Raw genomic sequence first — 26,512 nt, 5'->3', positions numbered from 1 at the left:
ATTATAACTCCCCGGATTTACGCGGAGGGTTGCGACCAGAGAGGTTGTTTGTTGCGCTTTGCAGTGCATTCTCCCGTATGTCCACTCGAGCTTGGAATGGTGGGAATGGCAAGGTAATGCCTTGCTCTGCAAATGCTGCCAGTATGTTTTGATGGATTTCATGACGTGCAGGTAACCGATGCCCCATCTCGGCAGCATAAACACGCAATTCAAAGATTTGAATGCCTTGTTGTAAATCAACTAAATAAACCTCTGGGTTCGGGTTATCAAGTATCATCGTGGAACGCTCGGCCGCACTGAGTATGATAGAGGTCACTTGCTGGCTATCTGCATCGGCAGGAGCAGGGATCGTCATCACGATACGCGTGATCGTGTCAGATAAGGACCAGTTAATAAATTGCTCAGTAATAAAGGCCTTATTAGGCACAATAATCTCTTTTCTATCCCAATCTGTTAAGGTTGTGGCTCGAGTATTAATCTTTGTAATACTCCCTGTCAGATTACGGATCGTCACGGTATCGCCAATTCGAATTGGTTTTTCAAATAAGATCATCAACCCAGAAATAATATTGGCAAAAATCTCTTGTAAGCCGAAACCTAAACCAACCCCCATGGCGGCTATCAGCCATTGTAATTTTGACCAATCAATCCCGAGCATTGAGAAACCAACGATGGTACCAATGATGGTCAATGAGTATTTGGTTAATGTCGTGATGGCATACCCTGTACCAGGGGTTAAATCTAAGTGCTGCAATACTGCCAATTCAAGGAGTGCAGGTAAGTTACGCACCAACTGAGTCGTGACGATAATGATCAGTATGGCGATAAAGATAGACCCCATAGTGATCGGCTGAACAGTATCGACCCCATTAATTGTCGAGGTTACATCCCACAGACGAATATTTTCAAGGAACGAAAATGCAGTGTGGAGTTCAGACCAGAGCCAAATGAGAGAAACCAACGCTATCATCGTGAGGATTGAGCGGACTAACCCGACGGATTGCGCGCTGATTGCATCAAGGTCAATCACTTGCTCATCAATATCAATGTTCCCTTCGCCACTCGCATTGGGTTGGTGAATATCTTCTTCCCCTTTGGCCCTTTGCGCTAAGATTTCTGCACGACGTTGTTTGGCTCGTTCAAAGGCTAATTTACGGCGCTGTATTGACATCCAACGGCGGATAGCATGGTAGACAATCAATAATACAAACCATATCGCGACAGAGGTCTCTAAACGGCCAAGCAGGGCTTGAGACGTTGAGAAGTAGCCTAATAGTGAGAAGAATGCAGCGATAATCGGTGCAACCAGCAGCATCCACCACAGTGCTTTATTGATTAGGTTATCCCCTGAACCATGTCTATCAAGGTAGAGAGGCACATGGGTGCGGCGCAAATTGTTTGTCATTAAGCTCAATGCAAAGCACAGTAGCAAGAAGCAGAAGCGACCGATGGAGGCAGAAAATTCCCTATCACTGTAGTGCTCAAAAGTGATCAGCGCCATCATCAGAGGTACGATGACAAATATCGCGAGCCGGTAATAACGCATCGCACGTTTTACCGCATCTTTATCCCACCCAAAGTGCGCAATAAATAGACCCGTTGGGCGTGAAAATGTTTCACTGATCATAAATAGCCATAGCACGGGAGTTGTGGCACTGACACCATAACCTATTGCCGCCGCCATCGGGTATTGCCAAGCACTTTGCAGGCCATAACCAATGGCAGACCACATCATTGGGAGTGGTAGCGCCACAATAATAGACCAAAAAATCGTGCGTATGGTGAGGTAAAAGTGGTCTTGAGTCACTTTACCAATGCGTAAGCTTGCTCTATCTAGAAAGTCTTGATAATGCTTACGCGTGCTAATACTAAAAATCACTAAAATGATCGAGCCAAACAGATATAGGAAGGTGTCTTGAGTTGTTAACATCACTTTAAAGGCACCAGTGAGCTGCGATAAGGTGTCTAAAGAGAGCAACTGAGTAATATCTGTTATCAATAAAACAGGATAGTGGAGTGTTACCGGTGGAGCATCGGCAACCCAAAACAGATAACGGTGTGACGCATCTTTAACATCTTTTAATGCGTCTGTTAGTTGGCTAGTGGCGACATTTAATTTTGTCAGCTCTAACATCTCGGTATCAAAGCCAGAAATGAGCGCGGTTAGCAGCTCTTTACGCGTCTTAATTAATGATGAGTAGACTTGCGCTTGTGCTGGGCTTAAATTATTTTCGGTCTCTTGTGTGGCGGTATCCAGTTTGGATAACCGGTCTAGCATATCTTCATAATTTAGGCGTTGTACCCGTAAATCTGCCATATCACGGTTAAGCTGCTGGCTTTTAGGAATTTCCGGTAAACGTGATAATTGGGTACGAAGTGCCTCACCTAACGTACTTGAACCATCAAGCCACTGCGCTTGCTCGCGGATAGTTGTCAATGCTTGGCGTGCATCTTGTATTCCCGAGGAGATTTCTGCTTGGCTCGTACTGATAGTGTTCATACGAACCGCTTGCTCAGTCAGTTCTTGGGATAGCTTGCGGTTAATATCAATTTGATCTTTAAGGAAAGGGGTCAACTCACCTTGTTCTGCAAGCATTTCGGTGTGTTCGAGTGCTAATACCGCTTTTTGCTGGCGCAACGTATTTTGCACTTCACGTAATTTTTGTAATTCAAGCTCCAGCCGGTTATAACGCTTTTTATTCAGTTCTAAAGCGACGCGTGAAATTTCTTGGCGGTTATTCGCGGATAATTGCGCCATTTCAAGCTCATTAACCTCAGCTTTGCGAGCACTCACTTCGGCTTGAGCTAAGGTTGTTTGGGCTTCTGCTAATGGTGTAGTAGGAGAGCTTAGTGATTGTAAGCGAAATGACGCTTCAGAAAGGAGGCGGCGTGCTTCTGATAATTGTTTTGGTAATGCACTTAGCGATTCACTGATTTCTCGGCCTTTATCTTGCTCCTGCTGTGTCTTTCTTCCCTGATCGAGAAGCTGACTACTCACTTGAATGATTTGTTGTTCAAGCTCAGACAAGCTGATATTGGTTGGAATATTGGTTGGCTCATCGCTTTCATTGAGTAGTTCTTGTCTTAGCCCCTTGATAATTTTAGGGAAATTATCGATGGCGTCTTGATAAGACTTGGCTTTAGCTTCCGACTGATTGGCTTCACTGATCCAGTTAAGTGCGCCTTGAAATGCTTGCGCTATTTCCGCATCTTTAGGGTTTTTACTGGGGTCGAGCTGAGCAAGCTCTTGCTTAATCAGTGCTTCATTTGGCGTACTATTGGAAGCCCCTGCCGCAGAGAAGGCGATTAGCAGGCTGAAAAAAAAACCGATAATCAAACGCACAGTCAGGAGCTCCTTCAAGCAATTAACAATATAAGGTATTACTGGGTTTCAATTTGCTCAGCGGCGGTATCCACTGAGGTATCATTTGCCACGGTTTCCGCCAGTAGCTCTCCCATACGAGTCGCATAGCCGGGGATCAGTGAGGCATTAAAACGAATAGCGTTCGGTTCAAACAGGTTAATGACGGTTGAACCTAGCTTAAAGAGACCCATTTCTTCGCCTTTTTTCAAGAATACGGCACTTTCAGTCAGTTGATCTGGGTAGGTCCAGCGCTTAATAACCCCTTCACGCTGTTGGTTAACACAACCACCCCAGACAGTTTCAATGCTACCAACGATAGTGGCACCGACTAAGATTTGCACCATCAGACCCACATCGGTTTTAAACACACAAATTAGGCGCTCATTACGGGCAAAGAGGTTGGGAACATTGGCGGCGGTCAATGGGTTGACAGAGAATAAATCACCCGGTACATAAATCATCTCGGTTAATAACCCATCGCATGGCATATGTACACGGTGATAATCGCTAGGGGATAAATAGGTTGTGATAAACTCACCGCCACGGAATTTATCAGCTAGCTGATAATTACCCGCGAGCAAGGCTTCGACCGTATAATGGTGACCTTTGGCTTGAAAGATTTGGTCATCTTGAATTGAACCTAATTGGCTCACCGCACCATCAGCCGGTTGCGCTAATTGGTGTTTTCCTGTCACTAATGGGCGCGCTTCTTCTTTTAGCGGCCTAATAAAGAAATCATTAAACGTTGCATAAGCGGTGAACTCGCTTTTTTGTGCTTCACTCATATCCACTTTATAGGCTTTTGCAAACAGCTTAATTGCCCATTGAGTGACAAAGCCTGCATTCTTATCGGCGAACCAGCCGGCAAGTCTTGTAAGACCCTGTTTTGGTAGAATATATTGCAAACGTATTTTAATCTTATCTAGCACGTTAACCTCAAATTCGTAAAGGCCAGTTAGCAAAAAGGCAGTCATTGTACCTTTGCTTTTTTAAATAGGCTATTTTGTTTCGATAGGCTTAAAAATCTTTACCATTGATGAATCACCTACCAAAATAAATGTAAGTACTCGCTCACTTGGTTAGTGAGTCGTTAAGCCAAAACTACTTATCTTTACCCGTAAAATTCCCACGAGGCTTAATCTGTTCCATGCTCTCCAAAATACGATGATAATTTTCAAACCGTGATTCGGCGATTTTCCCTTCTTCCGTGGCTTCACGCAGTAGACAACCGGGATCATCCAAATGCTTACAATCGCGGAACTTACAGCCACCTAAATAGTCTTTAAATTCGACAAAACCTTTTGTTACTTGTTCCGTAGAAAGATGCCATAGGCCGAATTCACGTACTCCCGGGGAGTCAATGACATCACCACCTAACGGAAAATGATATAACCGCGCTGTCGTTGTGGTGTGCTGGCCTAGCCCTGAAGTATCTGAAACGTCATTGACTAAAATGGTTTCTTCATTATGAGGCAAAAGAGCGTTCAGTAAACTGGACTTGCCAACGCCAGATTGACCTACAAATACTGATATTTTGCCGATCAGTGCGTTAGTAAGTGCTTCCATTCCTTCGTTGGTATGGCTAGAAACTTCCAGTACTTGGTAACCAATATCACTGTAAATAGTCATTAATTCGCTGACCCATTCACGGTTTTCTTGGTCTAATAGGTCAATTTTGTTTAGGACAATAATGGGTTGGATGCCTAAAGTTTCGCAAGCCACTAAATAGCGATCGATAATATTCAGAGATAGCTCGGGTAAAATCGAGGAAACGACCACAATTTGGTCAATATTTGCAGCAATAGGCTTTAGCCCATCATAATAGTCAGGGCGTGTTAGGACGGAGTGGCGTTCGTGAACGGCTTCAACAATGCCATTAACTTTGATATCGGCTTGTGTATTCAACGCAGGGCGCCAAACTACGCGATCTCCTGTGACGAGAGATGAAATAGTTCGGCGTAAGTTACAACGCTGTAATGTGCCATCGCTTGCTTCGATGTCAGCATGTTGCCCAAATCGGCTGATCACTAGCCCTTCTTGCGCTTCTCCTAATAGGCTGTCATCAATCTCAGTGACTTTTTGTTTTTTAAGTCTTTTTTGATGATTTGCCTGTACTCGGCGCTGTTGGCCTTTTGACAGTTTCTGCTTAGCCACCTGACCTCTCTTGATATTGTTGGCTGAGTTTTCTTGTTTACTAACTTGAGTGGATCGCGTCGATACCTCAAACGCGTTATCATACACGAACTCCATTGGATCAAGTTAGGGTATATGATGCAAAAGAATGAGAATAATTTAATCTGGATCGATTTAGAAATGACGGGTCTCGATCCTGAGCGTGACCGTATTATCGAAATTGCCACTATCGTTACCGACAGTCAGCTTAATATTTTAGCACAAGGTCCTGTCATTGCGGTTCATCAAACACAAGCACAATTGGATTTGATGGATGAATGGAATGTGAATACCCATACAGCAAGCGGCTTGGTTGAACGCGTTAAAAGCAGTACTTTCAGTGAGCGTGAAGCTGAATTAGCGACGATTGAGTTTCTAGAGCAGTGGGTACCAAAAGGGGCATCACCAATCTGTGGGAATAGCGTTGGTCAAGACCGTCGTTTTCTATTCCGCTACATGCCTGAGTTAGAAAGCTATTTCCACTATCGTTACCTTGATGTTAGCACCCTAAAAGAGTTAGCTCGTCGCTGGAAACCTGAAATTCTCGCGGGCTTCACTAAAAAAGGCACACACCAAGCTTTAGATGATATTCGCGAGTCTATTGCAGAATTGGCTTATTACCGTGAGACCTTTATCAAATAATCAAAGCAGAAAACTGAGATTGGCGACCAAAAGGTGGCCAATTTTTTTAGCGGTTAACTTATTACAGCGCGTTAAAAGTATAAGTAACAGGCATTGGGGTTTTCATGGCATGGACGTCATTGGGCGATGCGTTTTTAGAAAAAAGTAAAAAATGTTAACTGATTGAAATCAGAAGTTTACTTGCAACGCTGATAAAATCATCACAATGCCCAATTTATCAGCAAACAAATAAAAAAGTGAAAAAATTGAGCTAAGGGGCTTGCCTGCCGTGCAATTTCTCGTATAATGCGCTCCCCGTACCGATGAAGATTTTCATGAGTACGGTAAAGCAAAAAGAAAGTATTTTGCGGGAATAGCTCAGTTGGTAGAGCACGACCTTGCCAAGGTCGGGGTCGCGAGTTCGAGTCTCGTTTCCCGCTCCAAACTCTCTTAATGTTTTAGCTAGAACACTATTTTCGGTATGCGGGAATAGCTCAGTTGGTAGAGCACGACCTTGCCAAGGTCGGGGTCGCGAGTTCGAGTCTCGTTTCCCGCTCCAATCTCTCTTAGTGTTTTAGTTGTAGTTACCTATCCAAATGCGGGAATAGCTCAGTTGGTAGAGCACGACCTTGCCAAGGTCGGGGTCGCGAGTTCGAGTCTCGTTTCCCGCTCCAAAATCCTTAGTCTCTTACCTCTTATTGTTAAAAATCCAACTGCTTTCATTAAGAAATGACACCTATTTGATGCACTAGGTGAATTGCGTTCGAATCTGTTTATTCATCAACAAATGCTTTTCTTTTAGTGATGATCGGCAGAGAGTGATGATCATCACACTCTTTGGGATCTTTTTCAGATCTTGCGGTTTTTTCTGCTTGCATTCATTAACTTGTCGCCATAGAATAGCCACCCCCTGACCAATAGGGGCGATCAATAAGTATCCAAATTGTTATAATTTCAGTTGTAATAATAAACAAAAAAGCCGATTTTTGCAGTTTCAGTAATTTTTTTGTACCAACCTTGTGTTTTAAGCGCTTTAATTTTGCTGAGAGTAGTAAAAAAGAGGACTTATTTAATTTCCTATCATTAATAAGTTATCCACAACCTATCATCAATGCTGTGGTGCTTTTACGCGTCTGTAATACTTTAATGCACCGAGTTATCCACAGGATAGCATGATAGGTAATCGCACATACTCCAAAAAGCTATTGCTTCGTGGTGATAGATATCTTACTGAATTTAATAGTAAATATTTTTGTTTAAAATGTGGCTAACCTAGCTTGCAAATTCTTTACCTATTGTCAGCTAAGCAATTTTTTATTTTATTCACACGGAGTTGATTTTTATTCGTTTGCAGTATAGGGGTGTATTATTTTTAAGCATCCCTAGGTAAACCTTTAGATATGGCGCGTACAAGGCGTTTCTGCTGTGAAGTTTGAATAGTTACTTGGTTTTCTTCTCGGCGCTGTAATTGTTGTTGTATTGCCCATTGGATATGCTCATCCAACATCTCCCCCATGCCTAACCGTGAGCGCAATGCGTTGACAATCGTGTCCTGATAGGGGGCATTGCCTAACGCGACACTGATATTTCTGAGCCATTTTAAGTAACCAATGCGGCGAATTGCTGAACCTTCAGTCACTTTTAGGAAAGTCTCTTCATCCCAGCTAAATAGTTCAAGAAGTTCGGGCGTGTGTAATACGCGTCTTGGGCTAAAATCTTCTTCATCGGTTAATTGTGAAAAACGGTTCCAAGGGCAGATCAATTGGCAGTCATCACAGCCGTAGATCCGATTCCCCATCAGTGGGCGAAACTCTTCCGGGATCGGGCCATCAAGCTCAATGGTTAGATAAGAAATGCAGCGGCGAGCATCGACGACATAAGGTTCAACGATCGCGCCGGTAGGGCAAGTGGTCATACAGGCCAAACAGCGACCACACTGCTCTTCAACAGGTTGATCGATAGGAAGAGGTAAATTAACTAAAAGTTCACCGAGAAAAAACCACGATCCAGCTTCACGATTAAGGATCAACGAATGCTTGCCTGTCCAGCCTAAGCCTGCCTTGACGGCGAGAGGGCGTTCTAAAATAGGGGCAGAGTCGACAAATGGGCGAAAATTGAGATCGTCAGAGCAGATATGTTCTCGGCAGTATGCCAAGATGCGATCGCTGAGCATTTTCAAGCGCTTTTTTAATAGCTTATGGTAATCTCTACCTAGTGCATAGCGGCTAATATAACCTAATTCAGGGTTACTTAATGTGCTGGCAAAAGCTGCTTTTGCAGGCAGGTAGTTCATACGCACGCTGATCACGCGCAATGTGCCGGGATGTAATTCGTGAGGTCTTGCTCGCATCATCCCATGGCGTGCCATCCACGCCATCTCACCGTGGTATTGCTTATCGAGCCATGCCTGTAATTTTGGCTCTTCAAGGGAAAGGTCAGTGTCACAAATACCGACTTGCTGGAAGCCAACTTCACTCCCCCATTGTTTGATATTTTGTGCAAGAAGGTTGAGATCGAGATGTGTTGCCATTAGATTTTATATTGATGCTAAGCTGAGTGAAATTGCAGGGGCACTTTACCATGATCCCGTGATTTCACAAAATCATCACTGATGCCCTGTTGTGTGATGTAACAGGATTAGTCGCTTATCTGATATCCACTATCTAAATATTTCTGTAATGTTATTTAAGAAAAATGGATCGGCTTAGGTTAATATAGTCATTATATCTATATTGATCTATTTTTCCTTACTATAGCTGATTGAACTTTCCATGAAAGAACGTATTTTACAACTTGCCAACGAAGAGCAAACAGTGGCGCTAGGGCGCGCTGTCGCAAATGCCTGTCAACGAGGCGTCGTGATTAACTTGTATGGCGATTTGGGCGCTGGCAAAACGACATTTAGTCGCGGTTTCTTACAGGCACTCGGGCACCAAGGTCACGTAAAAAGCCCGACGTATACGCTTGTGGAGCCTTATGATCTTCCTGATGGGCAGGTTTTTCATTTTGATCTTTATCGTTTAGCTGATCCAGAAGAATTGGAATTTATGGGGATCCGAGACTATTTTTCCCCTGAGTCGATCTGTTTAGTGGAATGGCCTCAACAAGGCAAAGGTTTTCTGCCAGAAGCGGATCTTGAACTCCATTTGACTTATCAGGATGAAGGGCGTCAGGCTCACTTTATTGCTTTTTCTGCAAATGGGGAGTCGTTGTTAGAAGAATTACAAGCACTCTAAGGGATATATTGCTCATGACGAATGCATTGCCGAGAAAAATAACAAAAAGAAGTTTTTTCTCCTTCTTATTGCTGTTGATGATTGTTGCATTATGGTTAGTTGCACGACCTGTACAGGCGGCGACCTTATCGAACATACAGGTTGATAATAGCCCATCAAATGCACAGGTGACACTATCCTTCATGGATGGTAAGCCTGATTACAAATATTTTCCCCTGCATTCGCCAGAGCGGCTAGTTATTGATGTTAAGCAAAATGGCGAAATTATCGGCCTACCAATGAGAGTGCCTGCTGGTGATTTGGTTAAAGTGGTTCGTACCAGCCAGCCACCGGATAGCCGACACAAACGTATCGTATTGGAACTGTCAAAAGCGGCAAAAGTACAAACGTCGCTGAAACAAGTCGCTGGGCAGTATCAAGTGGTATTTACGCTTTCCTCGGGGCAAAGTCGTGCACCAACGTCTTTCAATAATACGACTCAACCGATGCAAGTGCCTAATAATGCGGTGCAAGATAAACCGTTAAAAATGAATTCGCAGGCACAGCGACCAGCTGTTGCACCTGCACCAGTTAAAACCAATAAAACAATGCCCAAGGGGGCAAAACAGGTCGTGATTGCTATTGATGCTGGGCATGGTGGCAAAGACCCCGGAGCGATTGGTAAAAACGGCTATCGAGAAAAAGATGTTACGTTAAGTGTTGCACGTAAACTGTATGCAAAACTTGAGGCTGACCCTATGTTCAAGCCAGCGATGACCCGAGATGGTGATTATTTTATTTCTGTCAGTGGGCGTTCAGATGTTGCACGTAAGAAAGGGGCTAACATGTTAGTTTCTATTCACGCTGACTCTGCACCAAATAGTAGTGCGCGAGGCGCTTCTGTTTGGGTATTGTCAAATCGACGTGCGAATAGTGAATTAGGTAACTGGTTGGAACAACGAGAAAAACAATCCGAGCTATTAGGTGGAGCAGGCGATGCATTAAGTGGTGCAGACCCTTACTTGAGCCAAGCGGTACTCGATTTACAATTCGGTCATTCACAGCGGGTTGGCTATGATGTGGCGGTACAAGTACTCCATCAATTAAGAAAAGTGGGTAATATTCATAAACGTAGCCCAGAGCATGCCAGCCTTGGGGTTTTGCGTTCGCCTGATATTCCTTCGATTCTGGTAGAAACAGGGTTTATTAGTAATAGCGCTGAAGAGCAGTTGCTTAAATCCAATGACTATCAAGAGAAGGTCGCCGAAGCTATCCACCAAGGTTTGCGGCAATACTTCCTTGCAAATCCGTTGCAAGCGGCACCTAATTAAGGGGGATGGTGATGGCAATACAGATCCTCTCTCCCCAACTTGCTAACCAAATCGCTGCCGGCGAGGTTGTCGAACGCCCAGCCTCAGTGGTTAAAGAGTTGGTTGAAAACAGTCTCGATGCAGGTGCAACACGCATCGACATCGATATTGAACGTGGAGGAGAGAAGCTGATCCGTATTCGCGATAATGGTAGTGGGATCAGCAAAGATGAACTGGTCTTAGCGTTAGCGCGCCATGCGACCAGCAAAATTGCCACGTTAGATGACCTAGAAGCCATCATGAGTATGGGGTTCCGTGGTGAAGCACTGGCGAGTATTAGCTCCGTCTCTCGTTTGACGCTCACATCAAAACCGGCTGAGCAATCAGAGGCGTGGCAAGCTTATGCGGAAGGGCGAGATATGGCGGTGACCGTCAAACCCGCCGCTCACCCAAATGGCACCACCGTAGAAGTGCTTGATCTATTCTACAATACGCCAGCGCGTCGCAAATTTATGCGTACCGAAAAAACCGAGTTTGGCCATATTGATGAGGTCGTCCGGCGTATCGCGCTTTCTCGCCCTGATGTGACAATCAATTTGAACCATAATGGGAAGCTGGTGAAACAGTACCGCGCTGCAAAAGGGGAAGCTCAACAAGAGCGGCGGTTGGCAAACATCTGTGGTACAGGCTTTATGCAGGGGGCGCTAGCGATATCTTGGGAGCATGGTGACCTTGGCATTAAAGGCTGGGTGGTTTCACCGTCTTCGACGCCAGTGAGTGATATTCAGTACTGTTATGTAAATGGTCGAATGATGCGCGATAGGTTAATTAACCATGCGATCCGCCAAGCGTATGAAGGGCATCTTGATGATAATCAACAGCCAGCCTATGTCCTTTATTTGACCATTGACCCCCAACAAGTGGATGTTAACGTCCATCCTGCTAAGCATGAAGTGCGTTTTCACCAAGCTCGGCTAGTGCATGATTTTATCTATCAAGGTGTGAGAACGGCCTTATTAAATGCGCATGAGCCAGATGAGTTGCCCGGTATTGAACCTGTTACCCATGAATTAACTAATCGTTCATCCGCGGGAGACAACTACTTTTCGTCATCATCCACGCTCAATGAAAACGATGAAAATGAGACGAGTCGTACGGCGCAACAGCAACATGACAGCACGGGCAGTAGTCGTTCGCATTCAGCCCCTTCCGTAGCGGCTACATCGCCGACATCAACAAATCATTTTAGTCGAGAAAAAAGCGCGTTTACGCCTTCTAATACGCATTATGACCGAAAAGCGGGGCAACTGTACCAAGCATTGATGTCTGTTCCTGTTGCTGAAGAAGATAAAAAGCCACTATTTCCTAGTCGGCAACCATTAGATGTTCCAGCAGTTTCTTCGCAATCAGTGGAAGAAAATACCAATAACTTCACATTTGGCAAAGTATTGACAATTTACGCAAAAAACTTTGCATTAATTGAGTCTTCATTAGGGCTAATCCTGTTATCCTTATCAGAAGCAAATTATTTACTGAAGTTGGCTCAGTTATCACCTGATGGCGAAGCGTTAAAACCTCAACCGTTGTTGATCCCGCTAAAATTATCACTTAATTCTGATGAAATTGCGGTTTTTCAGCGTAACAAGGAACAATTGACATTATTTGGTATTGAAGCCACGATATCTCATGGAAAAGTAACTATTCATGCGGTATCGTTACCGTTAAGAACGCAAAATTTATCTCAGCTTTTTTCGGGTTTACTGAATTTTTTGTCGACAAAAGAGCAGGCATCTCGTCAAGATATTGCTCAATGGCTTGCAAAAACAGTTTCACAAGAAAAAACACAAGAAAGCTGGAGCTTAGCACAAGCAGTTCAGTTACTCGCTGATGTTGAGCGGCTTTGCCCGCAGTATGTTAAAAAGCCGTCACCAACATTATTACAATTAATTAATTTACAATCCGTGGTAGCTACACTAACAAATGAGTGAACTTGTAACTCAGAAAAAACCGAATGCAATATTCCTGATGGGGCCAACGGCCTCAGGCAAGACAGCGTTAGCTATTGCTCTACGCCAACACTTGCCTGTTGAGATAATCAGTGTCGATTCGGCGTTGATCTACCGTGGTATGGACATCGGCACAGCGAAGCCAAATGCAGAGGAGCTTAGTCAAGCGCCTCATCGTCTGATCGATATACTCGATCCCTCTTTACCATACTCCGCTGCTGATTTCCGGCGAGACGCATTAAATGTAATGGAGGAAATAACTTCTCAAGGTAAAATTCCATTACTTGTGGGGGGCACAATGCTTTATTTTAAGGCATTACTAGAGGGGCTTTCGCCTTTGCCTTCTGCAGATCCCGCTACTCGTGCTGAGATTGAAAAAATTGCACAGCAGCAAGGGTGGGGTGAAATCCATCGTCGTTTAGCGGAGGTCGATCCGGTTGCGGCAGCGAGGATTCATCCTAATGATCCACAAAGATTATCCCGAGCTTTAGAGGTATATCTCATTTCAGGGCAAACTTTGACTGAAATGACACAAACAGCAGGTGAAGAATTACCTTATAATGTGTTTCAATTTGCTATTGCGCCCCAAGATCGTAAAATTTTACATCAGCGCATTGAACAACGTTTTCATCAGATGTTAGACGCCGGTTTTGAAGAGGAAGTTCGTGCTCTTTATGAACGGGGTGACCTCCATGTTGATTTACCCTCTATTCGTTGTGTGGGGTATCGGCAAATGTGGTCGTACCTAGAAGGCGAAACAGATTATGATGAAATGGTTTATCGGGGAATTTGTGCAACACGCCAATTGGCAAAACGTCAAATTACCTGGTTGAGAAGCTGGGAAAATGTTCATTGGTTAGATAGTGAACAACCACAGCAAGCGCTTAAGGCTGTTATGCAGGTTGTATGTGCATAGAGCTATGGTTTGTGTACAATTAGAACGCTAAGCGCAATTTTTGAGTAGTTAATTTTTGGAATCGAAAGGTTCTCATTTAAAAACAACAAAATAAGGAAAACATAGAATGGCTAAGGGGCAATCTTTGCAAGATCCGTTCCTGAACGCATTACGTCGTGAAAGGGTTCCGGTCTCAATTTATTTGGTTAACGGCATCAAATTGCAGGGTCAGATTGAATCTTTTGACCAGTTTGTCATTTTACTAAAAAACACGGTTAGTCAGATGGTTTATAAGCATGCTATCTCTACCGTTGTCCCTGCTCGCCCTGTTTCTCACCATAGTGGCAGTGCTACTGGCGGTGCGGGTAATGGTAACTACAACTCTGGTGCTTCAACTCAACAGGATGGCGAAGCTGCTGAGTAATACCAGTTGTGCGTTAAAATTCAAGGAAAACATGGGTAGGGAGACTTTACCTGTGTTTTTCCTTTGTATTTCTAGTGATTAAGCCTAAGAGGTTATAGCCCTTGTTTGATAGGTATGAAGGCGGTGAACTGGCTGTATTGGTGCATGTCTTTTTCTCCCAAGAAAAGGACACTGAAAATCTGGCAGAATTTGAGTCACTCGTGACATCGGCGGGTGTGAAACCTGTACAGATAGTAACAGGCAGTCGTAAGTCTCCCCATCCTAAATATTATGTTGGAGAAGGGAAAGCGGAAGAAATCGCTGAAGCTGTGAAGGAAAGTGGCGCAGATGTGGTGCTATTTAACCATACGCTGAGTCCAGCACAGGAACGTAATCTCGAAAGGTTATGCCAATGTAAGGTCGTTGACCGTACAGGGGTGATTTTAGATATTTTCGCTCAAAGGGCGCGGACACATGAAGGTAAACTTCAAGTTGAATTAGCGCAGTTACGCCATTTATCGACCCGTTTGGTAAGAGGATGGACGCACCTTGAGCGGCAAAAAGGTGGGATTGGTTTACGTGGTCCTGGTGAAACTCAGTTAGAGACAGACCGTCGGTTATTAAGGGGCAAAATTAGCCAAATTTTATCCCGTCTCAGCCGAGTAGAAAAACAACGTGAGCAAGGGCGCCAAGCACGAAATAAAGCGGATATTCCGACAATTTCGCTGGTGGGTTATACCAACGCCGGTAAATCAAGTTTATTTAACCGGATGACGGCTTCCGATGTTTACGCTGCTGACCAACTATTTGCAACACTTGATCCAACATTAAGACGTATTAACGTGGAAGATGTTGGGCCAGTAGTACTTGCGGATACTGTTGGTTTTATTCGTCACTTGCCACATGATTTGGTTGCTGCCTTTAAAGCAACACTGCAGGAAACGCGTGAAGCAACGTTATTGCTCCATGTTATTGATGCAGCAGATAGCCGTTTGGATGAAAATATTCACGCGGTCGAAAGTGTATTGGAAGAAATTGAAGCAGATGAGATCCCAACACTTTTAGTCATGAACAAAGTGGATATGCTGGAAGACTTCATCCCGCGTATCGACAGAAATGAGGATAACAAGCCTGTTCGTGTCTGGGTATCAGCACAAACGGGTGACGGTATCCCCTTGTTGCTACAAGCATTGACGGAACGCCTTTCAGGTGAAATCGCACACGTTGAAATGCGTTTGCCACCGAGTGAAGGCCGCTTACGTAGCCGTTTTTATCAACTCCAAGCCATTGAACGCGAGTGGCAGGAAGAAGATGGTTCAATTGGCCTTGAGGTGCGTATGCCGATGGTTGATTGGCAGCGTTTGTGCAAACAGGAACAACAATTACCTAGCTATGTGATTTAACATATCGCTAGGAAATGGAATTGATATTAAGAGTTATTTGTTGCTCTTAACCCGAAAAATCAATCATAAAGATATGGAGCTAAAACATGGCGTGGAATCAGCCCGGTAATGACGGACAAGACCGCGATCCGTGGGGAAGCGGCAATAAAGGCGGCAACTCTGGCGGGAATAAAGGTGGTCGAAAACGTGGGGCTTCTGATCTCGACGATCTCTTTCGTAAGCTGAGCAACAAGCTTGGCGGTAAAAAAGGCGGCAGCGGTGGTGGTGATGGTGATAATAAACAGCCATTCCAAATCAGCGGTCGCTTTGGTGTATTGGCTCTCGCGGCAGTCGTCGTTGTATGGGCGGGTTCAGGTTTTTATACCATCAAGGAAAGTGACCGAGGTGTGATACTACGCTTTGGTGAATACAGTGGTATTGTCGGACCTGGTTTGAACTGGAAACCAACTTTTATTGATAAAGTGATTCCAGTTAACGTTGAAACCGTTCGTGAACAAGCGACGAATGGTATGATGTTAACCTCAGACGAAAACGTGATCCGCGTTGAGATGAACGTGCAGTATCGTGTGACTAATCCTAAAGAATATCTATTCAGCGTCACTAACCCTGATAACAGCTTACGTCAGGCACTTGATAGTGCAGTCCGTGGCGTAATCGGTCAGTCAGCGATGGAACAAGTGCTTACAACGAATCGAGCATTTATTCGTGATGTAACACAAAGGGATCTGGAAGCGACGATAGAGCCATACAAAATGGGGATTACGGTACTCGATGTTAACTTCCAAGCTGCTCGTCCGCCTGAAGATGTTAAGGCTGCCTTTGATGACGTAATTGCAGCACGGGAAGAAGAGCAAAAAACGATTCGTGAAGCACATGCTTATCGGAACGAAGTGCTACCAATGGCAAAAGGTAATGCGCAAAAACTGATCGAAGAAGCTGAAGCTTATAAGGCGAGTGTGGTCTTTAAAGCAGAGGGTGAGGTTGCAAGTTTTGCAAAAATGTTGCCTGAATATCGTGCAGCACCTGAAATTACCCGTGAACGACTCTACATTGATACCATGGAGCGTGTTTTAAGTAATACACGTAAAGTTATCGCTAATGATAAGAGTAATAGCATGTTAGTACTACCATTAGAGCAATTAATGCGTGGTAATAACAACAATACAGCAGCACCAAAAACGGGCTTAGAACCAAAAGTGATGAATCCAAATACGACTAACAATTCATCATCTTCGGGTACTCAGCCTGCACAGCAAAGCAGTAATGTGCGCGGTGATACTGTTCGAGTAGGGAGACAATAATCATGCGTAATTCGCTAATTGTTATTATTATTGCTATTTTGGCAGTCGCTTACGCATCCATTTTTATTGTCCCTCAAGCCGATCGCGGTATTGTGCTGCGTTTTGGTAAGGTTGTGCGTGACGCTGACAATAAACCTATCATTTATGAGCCAGGTTTGCATTTTAAAGTGCCTTTCATCGAAACGGTGAAAATGCTTGATGCGCGTATTCAGACATTGGAAATCCAAGCTGACCGCTATTTGACAAGTGAAAACAAAGACTTGATGGTAGACTCCTACCTGAAATGGCGCATTACTGACTTTAGCCGTTATTATGTGGCAACGGGTGGTGGTAGCTCAGATCAAGCTGAAACATTCTTAAAACGTAAGTTTAGTGACCGTTTGCGCTCTGAGTTTGGTCGTCTGAGTGTTAAAGATATTATTACAGACTCACGTGGTCGTTTGACTGTTGATGTGCGCGAAGCTCTGAACGTAGGTTCAGCATCTGATGAATCGACTAAGGAAGTCGATGCAGAGATTGCTTCTGCGGCAGCGCGCGTTGAAGAAGAGACTAACTTAACGCCGTTAGTCGCTAACGCAAACAGTATGGCTGCTTTAGGGATTGAAGTTGTTGACGTTCGTATCAAACGTATTGAGTTACCGAACGAAGTTTCTGAGGCTATCTATGCGCGTATGCGTGCAGAGCGTGAAGCGGTTGCACGTCAGCATCGTTCACAAGGCCAAGAAGAAGCCACGAAGATCCGTGCGGTGGCTGATAAAACTGTGACTGAAACGTTAGCAGAAGCTGAACGTACAGCATTGACTCTACGCGGTGAAGGGGATGCGATGGCAACAAAACTGTTTGCTGACGCATTCAACCAAGACCCAGAGTTTTATGCCTTTATCCGTAGCTTACGTGCCTATGAGCACAGCTTTAATAGCGGTGAGGACGTGATGGTATTAAGCCCAGACACAGACTTCTTCCGCTTTATGAAAGCACCAACCAAGTTGCGTGCAACGGATTAAAATAACTGTTAAGCTAATAAAGAAAAGCCCGCTTCGCGGGCTTTTTTTACGTCTGTCTCTTTAAGTATTAGATTTTTCAGGGAAAACTAATACTGTTTAATCTGGTCGCTATCAGTTGGATTGATGACAGAAATAAAAAAGGCCATTTTTTCTTGCTTTCCAGAAAAAAATTTTTTGCTGTGCAAAAAATCACTGGAACAGATTATTTTAGATGGTAGAATTCATTTTTAAGCAACCGAGTGTATTTTGAAATGGGTAAGAACGTTGTCGTACTGGGCACCCAATGGGGTGACGAAGGAAAGGGCAAGATCGTCGACTTGCTGACAGAGCGTGCTAAATATGTAGTTCGCTATCAGGGCGGCCATAATGCTGGCCATACTCTTGTTGTAAACGGTGAAAAAACCGTTCTCCACTTAATTCCATCCGGTATTCTTCGTGAAAATGTCATCAGCATTATTGCTAATGGTGTCGTACTCGCGCCTGACGCATTGATGAAAGAGATGAAGCAATTAGAAGATCGCGGTGTTCCTGTTCGCGAACGCTTACGTATTTCTGAAGCATGCCCACTGATCCTGCCTTATCATATCGCATTAGACAATGCGCGCGAAAAAGCGCGTGGCGCGAAAGCGATTGGTACTACGGGTCGTGGTATTGGTCCTGCTTATGAAGACAAAGTTGCTCGCCGTGGCCTGCGTGTTGGCGATCTGTTTGACAAAGCAACCTTTGCTGAAAAACTAAAAGAAATTGTTGAATACCACAACTTCCAGTTGGTGAATTACTATAAAGAACCCGCTGTTGATTATCAGAAAACCCTTGATGATATCATGGCAGTCGCTGATATTCTGACTGGCATGGTAGTTGATGTTTCTGATCTGCTCTATAAAGCACATCAGAAGAATGAATTAGTCATGTTCGAAGGTGCACAAGGCACTTTATTGGATATTGACCACGGTACTTATCCGTACGTGACCTCTTCCAACACAACCGCGGGTGGTGTTGCGACAGGTTCAGGCTTAGGCCCACGTTATGTAAGCTATGTTTTGGGTATCATTAAAGCTTACTCTACTCGTGTAGGGGCTGGTCCATTCCCAACTGAGTTATTTGACGAAACGGGTGATTTCCTACGTGAAAAAGGCCAAGAGTTCGGTGCAACAACAGGTCGTAAGCGCCGCACGGGTTGGTTAGATATCGTGGCGATTAACCGTGCTGTTCAGATCAACTCACTGTCTGGCTTCTGTATGACGAAACTAGACGTTTTAGATGGCCTGAAAGAAGTAAAAATTTGTGTAGGCTATCGTCGTCCAGATGGTACTGTTCTTGAAACAACACCATTAGCTGCTGATGAGTGGGAAGGTTTAGAGCCTGTCTATGAAGTATTACCAGGCTGGAGCGAAACAACGTTCGGTGTGAAAGACAGAGCGCTGTTACCACAAGCTGCGTTAGACTATATCAAGCGTGTTGAAGAGTTGACTGGTGTTCCGGTTGATATCATCTCAACAGGTCCTGATCGTTCTGAAACGATGATCTTACGCGACCCGTTTGATGTTGAATAATATCGAGCCTAATTTTTAGGTTTAGAGAAAAAACACCGAATATTTCGGTGTTTTTTTTATCAATTAATCACGTTTTAAATGGGCTAAATCGCTACCGGATGGGTGTTGATAGATCCGTAATTTGAAATATTTAGCGGATGCGTTGACGTACTCGAATATTTCCGACTGCACTTCTTCATAATCCACCCAAGTGGTGGAACGAGTAAAACAGTATATTTCGACAGGAAGACCATTAGGTGTTGGTGGCATGGTTCTGATCACTAAATACATATCAGCTCTGACATCCCCACGCATTTTTATCCAATTCAAAATATATTTTCTAAACAATTGGAGATTGGTCACGCCATTGTCAATCATCCATTCATTGATATTACCGAGTTCGCCTTTCTCTTCGAGCATCGTTTCTAGGCTTTTACGCAGTGGTGCCGTATTCTTTAATTCATTCAATAACGCTTCGGTTGCAAATTCAATTGATGATTGGTCGATATAAAAACTACGCTTAATCCTACGGCCACCCGAAGAGAACATGGGTTGCCAGTTTGTGTATTTCTCCGTGAGGAAATCTTTAGTCGGAATACGTGAAATCGTGTTATCCCAATTACGAATGGTGATGGTGTGCAGTGCGATATCGATGACTTCACCGCTAATATTACTACTTGGTAGCTCTATCCAATCATAAAGTTTTAAGACTTTCCCATTAGAAACTAAAATATTTGCTACAAACGACAGTAAGGTATGTTGGAATACAAACATTAATACCGCTGCGATTGCACCAAAACTGGAAATAATAATGACAGGTGACTGGTCCGTCATTAATGCGATAATAAGGATAAATGAAATAATCCAAACAATAATTTTGGCGATTTCAATATACCCTTTGATGGAGTTATTTCGATGCAAAGTTCGGGTCGTTTGCCGTAAAATAAAGACATCAAGGCCATCATTGACTAGCCCTGCACCATTGATCACAATGAGCGACCAACAAATGGTTTTGAAGGTTATATTGACTTCATCGGAGAATGAGGGCAGCAACTGATTAAGGTAAAGTACCAAGGTTACAGCGACAATTGAGGCTATTTTCTTCGCAACACCATCAATCAAGTCATCATCGGTTAAGTTAGTCAGTAACGGTAGCAACCGTCGGGCAAACCGCAAAAAAATCACTTTTCCCACAAACCAAGTGAGCAGCAGGATCACGACTAAAAGCGAGGTCATTAATAGGGTGTTGTTCGAGATAACATTATAAATTTCAGCAAGTTGTTCCATAGTATCCTACATCATATCCTCAATGTGCTGATGGCTTATTATAAAATGAGCAAACTAAAAAGAATTGATGATAAAAGTGATATATAGGTTTTCGGTTCACTCTAATATCCTTTTAGATAGTGCAAATCCACGAGTGGCCTTAGCAATCTATGTTATTATAGGTATGATTAGCGTTATGGCATTACTCGCTATTGACATATTATTAGTCAAATTATGTCAATAAAACACCGCATAATGGCAAATAATCATAGATATGTATTGTTATTGAGGGGATATTACCTCTTTGTGGTAAGCTAAACTAGAATGAAAAGGTCGCTTATGGTTGCAAATTAAAGCGTTATTCGTCGTAGTTATTGGGTATAAAACAGTAACGGGGTGTGATGTCGCTACAATTTGAAATTAATAAGTCGGTAAGGTCAGATAACCATTGGCAAAGCCGAAATTTTGAGGTGATTGTGCAACTAACGAGTTTTACAGATTATGGGTTACGTGCTCTGATTTACTTGGCATCCCTTCCTGAAGGGAAAATGACCAGTATCACAGAAGTTACTGAAGTTTATGGAGTCTCCCGCAATCATATGGTTAAGATTATTAATCAGCTCAGTCATCTTGGTTATGTTAAAGCAACGCGAGGTAAAAATGGCGGGATCACCCTAGGCCAACCCGCGGAAACGATCCGTGTTGGGGATGTAGTAAGAGCTCTGGAACCTCTGACACTGGTGAACTGTAGTGGTGAATTTTGTCATATTACGCCAGCCTGCCGTTTGAAGGGTGTGCTTCATCAGGCAATACAACAATTTTTAAAAGAACTCGATAAACATACGCTGGCTGATATGGTGAAAGACAACAGCCCGCTTTATCAATTACTGCTTGATTAAATGATGCGGTAATTACAAATTCTGATGACAACGGAGGTAACGATGTCACGCGATCCTTTTCAGGAAAGAGAAGCAGAAAAATACGACTCCCCAATTCCTAGCAGAGAATTCATTCTCGAACTCCTCACTAAGCGCTCGGCTCCAGCAAAACGTGAAGAAATTGCACAATTATTAAACCTCTCTTCTGAAGAAGAGTTAGAAGCATTACGCCGTCGCCTGCGTGCAATGGAGCGTGATGGTCAATTGGTGTTTACCCGCCGTCAATGTTACGCACTACCTGAGCGTTTAGACCTCCTCAAAGGAAAAGTAATAGGTCACCGTGATGGTTATGGCTTCTTGCGAGTTGAAGGTAAAAAAGAAGATTACTATTTGTCACAAGACGAAATGAAACGTGCATTGCACGGTGATGTTATTTTAGCACAAGCTTATGGTCAGGACCGTAAAGGGCGTACAGAAGTACGTGTGGTCCGTGTCCTTGAGCCTCGTAATAACCAAATTGTTGGTCGCTATTTTATTGAGTCAGGTATGGGGTTTGTTGTGCCTGATGATAGCCGCTTAAGCTTCGATATTTTGATCCCTAAAGACCAAATTAATGGCGCGCGAATGGGGAACGTGGTGGTGGTTGAATTAATCACGAGACCACAGCGTCGCTCTCAGGCGGTAGGTCATATTATTGAAGTATTAGGGGAAAGTATGGGAACGGGAATGGCAGTCGAAATTGCCTTGCGTACCCATGAAATCCCACATACATGGCCCCCTCAAGTGGAAAAGCAGGTCGCTGACTTAAATGAACAAGTACCAGAGTCTGCTAAAAAAGGCCGCGTCGATTTACGTGATTTGCCACTCGTGACTATCGATGGTGAAGATGCTCGTGACTTTGATGATGCAGTACACTGTGCGCCGAAAAAAGGCGGTGGCTGGCGCTTGTGGGTTGCGATAGCTGATGTTAGCTATTATGTTCGTCAACAAACCGCCCTTGATGATGAGGCGCGTAGCCGCGGTAACTCGGTCTATTTCCCATCACAAGTTGTTCCGATGTTACCGGAAGTGTTATCGAACGGCCTGTGTTCACTGAATCCAGGTGTCGATCGCTTGTGTATGGTATGCGAAATGACCGTGTCGGCATCTGGTCGCTTATCATCATATAAATTCTATGAAGCGGTGATGAACTCTCACGCAAGATTAACCTACACTAAAGTATGGAAAATCTTGCAAGGTGATGAAGAGTTACGCGAACACTACAAAGCATTAGTGCCTCATATTGAACAGCTTCATGCTCTGTATAAAACGTTAGATAATGCACGTATTGACCGCGGGGCCATTTCTTTTGAATCTGAAGAAGCGAAGTTTATCTTTAATGCTGAACGTCGTATTGAGCGTATTGAGCCTGTAGAGCGTAATGATGCTCATAAACTGATTGAAGAGTGTATGATCTTAGCCAACATTGCGGCGGCTCGTTTTGTTGAAAAACATGAAGAGCCTGCATTGTATCGTGTGCATGATCGCCCGAAAGAAGAGAGCGTGATGAATTTACGTTCTGTATTTAGTGAGTTAGGGTTAACCTTGCCGGGTGGAATGAAACCGGAGCCGAAAGATTATGCACAGGTCATGAATGAAGTGGCTGACCGTCCTGATCATGAGTTGCTGCAAACCATGATCTTGCGGTCAATGAAGCAAGCCATTTATGATCCAGAAAACCGAGGTCACTTTGGGCTTGCTTTAAAATCCTACGCTCACTTTACATCGCCAATTCGTCGTTATCCTGATCTAACGTTGCATAGAGGTATCAAGTACTTACTGGCTAAAGAGCAGGGGCATACCGATCATCGTTGGACGCCAACAGGTGGCTGGCACTACGATATGGATAGCATGTTGCAGTTAGGTGAACATTGCTCAATGACTGAGCGCCGTGCCGATGAGGCGACTCGCGATGTGGCGGATTGGTTAAAATGTGACTTTATGCAAGACCAAGTTGGTCAAGTGTTTACTGGGTTGATTACCAGTGTGACAGGCTTTGGCTTCTTTGTACGCCTTAATGATTTGTTCATTGATGGCTTAGTGCATGTTTCGACGCTGGATAACGATTACTATCGCTATGATGCGGTGGGCCAACGTTTAATTGGTGAATCATCGGGAACCACATATCGACTTGGTGATGAAGTTGAAATTCGTGTTGAAGCTGTGCATATGGATGAGCGTACGATAGATTTCGCGTTGATTTCAACGACACGTAAAGCTAAAAATCCGGGTAAAACAGCCCGTGATAAAATGAAAAAAGAAGTCAAAAATGCCACTAAATCCGCGCGTGGTAAACGCGATGTAAGCCGAGATAAAAACTTCGAGCCTGATTCAGCATTCCGTCGCTCAGACAAAAATGGCAAGAAAACGGATAAAAAAGCGGGTAAGAAGGCAGAGACAAAGGCGAAAGGTAAAAAAGCCTCTGACAAAACGAAGAAAATCAGTGCAAAATTAAAAGCAAAACGTGCAGCGAAAAAAGCCCAGAAGCAAGAAGGGTAATTGATCCTGCTGAATCAAATAAGGTGGCGTAATGCCACCTTGAATTCTATCAACAAAAAAGATATTTATGAGCGAAATTATTTACGGCATTCATGCGGTGAAAGCCTTACTTGATCGTGACGCATCACGGTTCAAAGAAGTCTATATTTTAAAAGGGCGTGAAGATCGCCGTCTAATGCCGATTATCCAGGAAATCGAGTCACTGGGTATTGTTGTACAAGTGGCGAATCGTCAATGGATGGATGCACAAACAGAAGGCGCGGTTCATCAAGGGATCATTGCGAAAGTGTTGCCGGGTAAACAGTACCAAGAGGGTGATTTACCTGATTTTCTTGAAAGTACAGACACGCCTTTTTTATTAGTTTTAGATGGTGTTACTGATCCTCATAACTTAGGGGCATGCTTGCGTAGTGCTGATGCCGCCGGTGTTCATGCGGTGATTGTGCCAAAAGATAAGTCTGCACAGTTAAATGCGACAGCAAAAAAAGTGGCATGCGGTGCGGCTGAAAGTGTTCCGCTATTCCGTGTGACAAACTTAGCCAGAACATTGCGTCTGTTAAAAGAGTACAATGTGTGGATTGTTGGTACTGCTGGTGAAGCCGATCATACGCTTTATCAAAGTAAGCTCACAGGGCCAATGGCATTGGTGATGGGAGCGGAAGGTGAAGGTATGCGCCGTTTGACTCGTGAACATTGTGATGAGTTGATCAGCATTCCTATGGCGGGTACGGTTTCGTCACTGAATGTCTCTGTTGCAACAGGGATTTGTTTGTTTGAAGCGGTTCGTCAACGTGCCGAGAAGTCAGCCGTAGAATAAATATTCTCTGATATTTGTCTCCATCCCTTGAGTTTTTTCTCAGGGATGGGTATAGTTACGCGTCAATTTTTTAGCCGCACTCAACAAGTTCCTTGCCTCCGCGGGCCGCGGTTAACCCTGACAGGAGGCTGAATAATCCGTAAGGAGCAACTACTAATGCGTCATTACGAAATCGTTTTTATGGTCCATCCTGACCAAAGCGAACAGGTTCCGGGCATGATCGAGCGTTACAGTGCGACAATCACTAACGCACAAGGTCAGATCCACCGTCTGGAAGACTGGGGCCGTCGTCAACTGGCTTACCCAATCAATAAACTGCACAAAGCTCACTATGTTCTGATGAACGTAGAAGCTCCACAGGAAGCGATTGATGAGCTGGAAACTAACTTCCGCTTCAACGATGCCGTTATCCGCAGCATGGTTATGCGCGTTAAACACGCGGTGACAGAAGCTTCTCCAATGGTTAAAGCTAAAGACGAACGTCGTAGCCGTGACCTGGCTGATGAATATCAGGATGAAGAAGCTGAAGAAGCTGGGGATTCTGAAGAGTAATTGCGCAGGTGTTCACTAATCGTTTGGTGCTCACAGGCACGGTCTGTAAAGCATTAATTCGAAAAGTGAGTCCGTCGGGTATTCCTCACTGCCAGTTTGTTTTAGAACATCGTTCACAACAACAGGAAGCGGGATTGACTCGGCAAGCATGGTGCAGAATGCCCATCATTGTTAGCGGACAAGCCTTACAAGCCCATACTCACAGTATAACGGTCGGCAGTCGAATTACAGTGACAGGTTTTATTAGTACCCATCAAGGGCGCAATGGACTGAGTAAACTGGTTCTTCATGCCGAGCAGATTGATTTGATAGATTCTGGAGACTAGCCATATGGCACGTTATTTCCGTCGTCGCAAGTTCTGCCGTTTCACAGCGGAAGGCGTTCAAGAGATCGACTATAAAGATATCGCAACGCTGAAAAACTATATCACTGAAAGTGGTAAAATTGTACCAAGCCGTATCACCGGTACTCGTGCAAAATATCAGCGTCAGCTCGCTCGTGCTATCAAGCGCGCTCGCTACCTGTCTCTGTTGCCATATACTGATCGTCATCAGTAATTGGTACAGTCCATTAACGACTTTAAGAGGATAAGGTAATGCAAGTTATTCTGCTTGATAAAGTAGCTAACCTAGGTAGCCTGGGTGATCAGGTTAACGTTAAATCGGGCTATGCTCGTAACTACTTAGTTCCACAGGGCAAAGCTGTTCCTGCAACTAAGAAAAACATCGAATTCTTCGAAGCTCGCCGTGCTGAACTAGAAGCTAAATTGGCTGAAGTTCTGGCAGCAGCTCAAGCTCGTGCAGAAGCTGTTAATGCACTGGGCTCTGTGACTATTGCTTCTAAAGCAGGTGACGAAGGTAAACTGTTTGGTTCTATCGGTACTCGTGATATCGCTGATGCAGTCACTGCAGCAGGCGTTGCAATCGCGAAAAGCGAAGTTCGCCTACCAAACGGCGTTCTGCGTACTACTGGTGACCACGAAGTTCACTTCCAGTTACACAGCGATGTTTTTGCTGAGCTGAACGTTATCATCGTTGCTGAGTAATCAAAAATGATGGTAGTACTATCGGACTTATTCGATGGTACAAAAAAACACCGGCTTGTCCGGTGTTTTTTATTGCCTAAAAACCGTTATTTTTACTTAAAAGTCGTGAGCGTTTTACCTATCCTGCTGCTTTCCACGAAATAACCTTATTCACACCACTCCATCCTATATCGAGTACAGTGATACCAC

At 44.1% G+C, this 26,512-nt stretch carries 22 protein-coding genes and 3 tRNA genes; 20 read left to right on the top strand and 5 right to left on the bottom strand.

What is annotated here, in order from left to right; all coding sequences use genetic code 11:
- Window position 1: 1 nt before the first annotated feature.
- The 3 genes from mscM to rsgA all read right to left on the bottom strand — a co-directional run bounded on the left by mscM (window position 2) and on the right by rsgA (window position 5,518).
- A complete protein-coding gene (gene mscM / locus PR833_RS08660) occupies window positions 2-3,343 on the bottom strand; it encodes a miniconductance mechanosensitive channel MscM (protein ID WP_040132544.1) in 3,342 nt (1,113 codons plus the stop codon).
- 38 nt (window positions 3,344-3,381) lie between these two features.
- Entirely contained in the window at window positions 3,382-4,338 is a 957-nt protein-coding gene (asd, locus tag PR833_RS08655) for an archaetidylserine decarboxylase (RefSeq protein WP_272526030.1), read from the bottom strand.
- Between the two features lie 127 nt (window positions 4,339-4,465).
- Window positions 4,466-5,518 carry a small ribosomal subunit biogenesis GTPase RsgA gene (gene rsgA / locus PR833_RS08650; RefSeq protein WP_040133385.1) on the bottom strand — a complete coding sequence of 351 codons (1,053 nt, stop codon included), beginning with the start codon at window positions 5,516-5,518 and terminating at the stop codon, window positions 4,466-4,468.
- Between the two features lie 117 nt (window positions 5,519-5,635).
- Between rsgA and orn the strand changes: the two genes are divergently transcribed.
- From orn to PR833_RS08630, 4 genes are all read left to right on the top strand, one after another.
- Window positions 5,636-6,178 carry an oligoribonuclease gene (gene orn, locus PR833_RS08645; protein WP_014657301.1) on the top strand — a complete coding sequence of 181 codons (543 nt, stop codon included), beginning with the start codon at window positions 5,636-5,638 and terminating at the stop codon, window positions 6,176-6,178.
- A gap of 346 nt (window positions 6,179-6,524) precedes the next feature.
- Window positions 6,525-6,600, top strand: a tRNA-Gly gene (locus tag PR833_RS08640).
- A 40-nt stretch (window positions 6,601-6,640) separates the two neighbouring features.
- Window positions 6,641-6,716 (top strand) — tRNA-Gly (locus tag PR833_RS08635).
- Between the two features lie 39 nt (window positions 6,717-6,755).
- A tRNA-Gly gene (locus PR833_RS08630) sits at window positions 6,756-6,831 on the top strand.
- 698 nt (window positions 6,832-7,529) lie between these two features.
- Here the strand turns inward: PR833_RS08630 and queG are convergent.
- Window positions 7,530-8,687: a tRNA epoxyqueuosine(34) reductase QueG gene (queG, locus tag PR833_RS08625; RefSeq protein ID WP_040132543.1), complete on the bottom strand. Its 1,158-nt coding sequence runs from the start codon at window positions 8,685-8,687 to the stop codon at window positions 7,530-7,532.
- Window positions 8,688-8,928: 241 nt separating this feature from the next.
- Between queG and tsaE the strand changes: the two genes are divergently transcribed.
- From tsaE to PR833_RS08580, 9 genes are all read left to right on the top strand, one after another.
- Window positions 8,929-9,393 carry a tRNA (adenosine(37)-N6)-threonylcarbamoyltransferase complex ATPase subunit type 1 TsaE gene (tsaE, locus tag PR833_RS08620; protein ID WP_004915627.1) on the top strand — a complete coding sequence of 155 codons (465 nt, stop codon included), beginning with the start codon at window positions 8,929-8,931 and terminating at the stop codon, window positions 9,391-9,393.
- Between the two features lie 14 nt (window positions 9,394-9,407).
- The gene (gene amiB / locus PR833_RS08615; protein WP_036942650.1) at window positions 9,408-10,703 is read left to right on the top strand and encodes an N-acetylmuramoyl-L-alanine amidase AmiB; all 1,296 of its coding nucleotides are present in this window, start codon (window positions 9,408-9,410) and stop codon (window positions 10,701-10,703) included.
- 11 nt (window positions 10,704-10,714) lie between these two features.
- Window positions 10,715-12,670, top strand: a complete 1,956-nt coding sequence (mutL, locus tag PR833_RS08610) for a DNA mismatch repair endonuclease MutL (protein WP_014657304.1) — start codon at window positions 10,715-10,717, stop codon at window positions 12,668-12,670.
- The gene (gene miaA / locus PR833_RS08605; protein WP_004915633.1) at window positions 12,663-13,604 is read left to right on the top strand and encodes a tRNA (adenosine(37)-N6)-dimethylallyltransferase MiaA; all 942 of its coding nucleotides are present in this window, start codon (window positions 12,663-12,665) and stop codon (window positions 13,602-13,604) included. Before mutL ends, miaA begins: the two co-directional genes overlap by 8 nt.
- Window positions 13,605-13,710: 106 nt before the next feature.
- Entirely contained in the window at window positions 13,711-14,007 is a 297-nt protein-coding gene (gene hfq, locus PR833_RS08600; protein WP_004915637.1) for an RNA chaperone Hfq, read from the top strand.
- Window positions 14,008-14,108: 101 nt separating this feature from the next.
- The gene (hflX, locus tag PR833_RS08595) at window positions 14,109-15,389 is read left to right on the top strand and encodes a ribosome rescue GTPase HflX (RefSeq protein WP_004915641.1); all 1,281 of its coding nucleotides are present in this window, start codon (window positions 14,109-14,111) and stop codon (window positions 15,387-15,389) included.
- A gap of 86 nt (window positions 15,390-15,475) precedes the next feature.
- On the top strand, window positions 15,476-16,690 hold the full coding sequence (gene hflK, locus PR833_RS08590) for an FtsH protease activity modulator HflK (protein WP_004915644.1): 1,215 nt from the start codon (window positions 15,476-15,478) through the stop codon (window positions 16,688-16,690).
- Window positions 16,691-16,692: 2 nt separating this feature from the next.
- Window positions 16,693-17,694, top strand: coding sequence for a protease modulator HflC (gene hflC, locus PR833_RS08585; RefSeq protein ID WP_004915648.1), 1,002 nt, complete (start codon window positions 16,693-16,695; stop codon window positions 17,692-17,694).
- 251 nt (window positions 17,695-17,945) lie between these two features.
- The gene (locus PR833_RS08580; protein WP_004915654.1) at window positions 17,946-19,247 is read left to right on the top strand and encodes an adenylosuccinate synthase; all 1,302 of its coding nucleotides are present in this window, start codon (window positions 17,946-17,948) and stop codon (window positions 19,245-19,247) included.
- Window positions 19,248-19,310: 63 nt separating this feature from the next.
- On the opposite strand, the gene PR833_RS08575 is transcribed toward PR833_RS08580, so the two are convergent.
- On the bottom strand, window positions 19,311-20,513 hold the full coding sequence (locus tag PR833_RS08575; RefSeq protein WP_004915659.1) for a mechanosensitive ion channel family protein: 1,203 nt from the start codon (window positions 20,511-20,513) through the stop codon (window positions 19,311-19,313).
- Between the two features lie 455 nt (window positions 20,514-20,968).
- Here PR833_RS08575 and nsrR point away from each other — a divergent pair, with 455 nt between their 5' ends.
- The 7 genes from nsrR to rplI all read left to right on the top strand — a co-directional run bounded on the left by nsrR (window position 20,969) and on the right by rplI (window position 26,323).
- On the top strand, window positions 20,969-21,391 hold the full coding sequence (gene nsrR / locus PR833_RS08570; protein WP_014657306.1) for a nitric oxide-sensing transcriptional repressor NsrR: 423 nt from the start codon (window positions 20,969-20,971) through the stop codon (window positions 21,389-21,391).
- A gap of 42 nt (window positions 21,392-21,433) precedes the next feature.
- Entirely contained in the window at window positions 21,434-23,908 is a 2,475-nt protein-coding gene (gene rnr, locus PR833_RS08565; RefSeq protein WP_040132542.1) for a ribonuclease R, read from the top strand.
- Between the two features lie 67 nt (window positions 23,909-23,975).
- The gene (rlmB, locus tag PR833_RS08560) at window positions 23,976-24,725 is read left to right on the top strand and encodes a 23S rRNA (guanosine(2251)-2'-O)-methyltransferase RlmB (protein ID WP_060561485.1); all 750 of its coding nucleotides are present in this window, start codon (window positions 23,976-23,978) and stop codon (window positions 24,723-24,725) included.
- A 156-nt stretch (window positions 24,726-24,881) separates the two neighbouring features.
- Complete coding sequence (gene rpsF / locus PR833_RS08555; RefSeq protein WP_004915670.1) at window positions 24,882-25,277, top strand: 30S ribosomal protein S6; 396 nt, start codon at window positions 24,882-24,884, stop codon at window positions 25,275-25,277.
- A gap of 8 nt (window positions 25,278-25,285) precedes the next feature.
- The gene (gene priB / locus PR833_RS08550) at window positions 25,286-25,603 is read left to right on the top strand and encodes a primosomal replication protein N (RefSeq protein WP_071599631.1); all 318 of its coding nucleotides are present in this window, start codon (window positions 25,286-25,288) and stop codon (window positions 25,601-25,603) included.
- A gap of 4 nt (window positions 25,604-25,607) precedes the next feature.
- Window positions 25,608-25,835 (top strand): 30S ribosomal protein S18, encoded by a 228-nt coding sequence (rpsR, locus tag PR833_RS08545; RefSeq protein WP_000135199.1) that lies wholly within the window; start codon window positions 25,608-25,610, stop codon window positions 25,833-25,835.
- A 38-nt stretch (window positions 25,836-25,873) separates the two neighbouring features.
- Window positions 25,874-26,323, top strand: coding sequence for a 50S ribosomal protein L9 (gene rplI, locus PR833_RS08540; protein WP_004915671.1), 450 nt, complete (start codon window positions 25,874-25,876; stop codon window positions 26,321-26,323).
- Window positions 26,324-26,512 lie beyond the last annotated feature (189 nt).

It is taken from the genome of Providencia sp. PROV189, assembly GCF_028480065.1.
Classification (GTDB): Bacteria; Pseudomonadota; Gammaproteobacteria; order Enterobacterales; family Enterobacteriaceae; genus Providencia; species Providencia stuartii.
The sequence above is the reverse complement of the archived record's forward strand: the minus strand, read 5'-3'. Positions and strand labels throughout refer to the sequence as shown.